Raw genomic sequence first — 1,539 nt, 5'->3', positions numbered from 1 at the left:
TTTAAATATTTTGAAGTTCTTGTCATAAGTGTAGTCTCTCTTTCGTTTACACCTATACAATAAATCTTAAATAGACATCATTAATGTCAGTTATATTAACAAATCACCAATGTATCTGTTAAGCCTACTTTTTTCAAATCTGGTGAATAACGAATCAATAGTTTCTGTCCCTGATATTTATAGTTTACTTCATATTCCTTTTCGTCAATTACGATCACACTGTCATTAGATACTTTACGTTCGATTTCAAGTAAAAAGCTGCGCTCAACCTCCTGATCAGACATTCTAATAATCAATGTGCTTTCCGAAAAGAATCGTTCCATCGGTGATTTTCCATTCAATGATGAATGAATGCGTTGATTATATTCCTGTACATAGGCAAACAATGATTTTCTTAATTCTTCAATATCTTTAAAATCATTCATACAAAGCTGTGACATCCACTGATCTTTCAGAGTTCGAAACCAGCGCTCAATTTTCGCCTTTCCAGTTGGAGTTCGAGCGGGATTATAATGAATGATTGTTCCTATTCGTGCTGCCAGAAGGTTCATCTGACTGCTTCTGTAGTTGGCTCCATTATCAAAGTTGAATTTTTTTGGCTTTCCATATTTAATGACCGCTCCACGAATCACACTCATCAGATTCACAAAATTATCGTTAAAGAATATATCGATTCCGACAATCATACGACTTGCATCATCTATAAGTGCAATAATATAAGTCCTCTGCTTCTTTCCATCTACTTTTAGATAAGGACCTACACTTGAATCTCCACACCACACTTCGTTTATATGTTCACATTCGTATCGCCTCATATCTTTTATAGGTGTGATTCCTTTTGAATCCTTATATTTCTGCACAAATCGATTTACTGTAGACAAAGAAACATCTTTTTTTACGATTGTATTTGTGTCAAGAAGTCTCTGGTAGACTATCGTAGCTGGAAGTTTTGGGTATTCAGACAATATATAAATAATTTGATTTTGAACATCCCCATCTAGCTTACGATATTGATTAGAATCATTTCGTGGCTTTGGGATCAATCCATCAAATCCGAATTTTAAATACCGGTTATACCACCTTCTTACTGTATGAGGGTGCACCCCAGCCTTTGAACCTGCATCTCGAAAGAAATCACTTTTTGATTTGTACTTATCTATATTTCCAGATACAAATGGTGCAATAAATCCATACCTTTTTAAAGCTATTTCCTGTGCTGTTTTATGATCCATTATAAATTTTCCTCCTTACAGCGACATAATATACAAGGAAATGGCATAATTCCTCACACCTTATGTGGAGAGGGATAAAAAAATATTTTTAGTGCATTTAATCTGCATAAACTGTAATGAAAAAAATTTAAAACAGCTCTTAAAAAGATCAGTATTCAATCTCATACTTTCGGACATCAGTCTGATGCTAGTATATTTATAGGACAGGTAAAACATCTCGAATTTGATTTGATAAGGAACCAATCACATTAAAAATAGAATGAGATATTGAACATGACTGTCCTGGATATTGTAGATTCTTGTGCAT

The 1,539-nt window shown here is 33.7% G+C and carries 1 protein-coding gene; it reads right to left on the bottom strand.

The window, feature by feature from the left end; all coding sequences use genetic code 11:
* Nucleotides 1-95: 95 nt before the first annotated feature.
* Nucleotides 96-1,232, bottom strand: a complete 1,137-nt coding sequence (locus FYJ55_RS10585; protein ID WP_229771168.1) for a DDE-type integrase/transposase/recombinase — start codon at nucleotides 1,230-1,232, stop codon at nucleotides 96-98.
* Between the last annotated feature and the right edge of the window lie 307 nt (nucleotides 1,233-1,539).

The sequence above is a fragment of the Holdemanella porci genome, from assembly GCF_009696075.1.
GTDB lineage: Bacteria > Bacillota_I > Bacilli_A > Erysipelotrichales > Erysipelotrichaceae > Holdemanella > Holdemanella porci.
Note: the sequence above shows the minus strand (reverse complement) of the source record. Positions and strands in the feature narration are given on the sequence as shown.

Coding starts and splice junctions, on each gene's coding strand:
- FYJ55_RS10585 (WP_229771168.1), bottom strand. CDS start 1,232: ATGGATCATAAAACAGCACAGGAAATAGCTTTAAAAAGGTATGGATTT.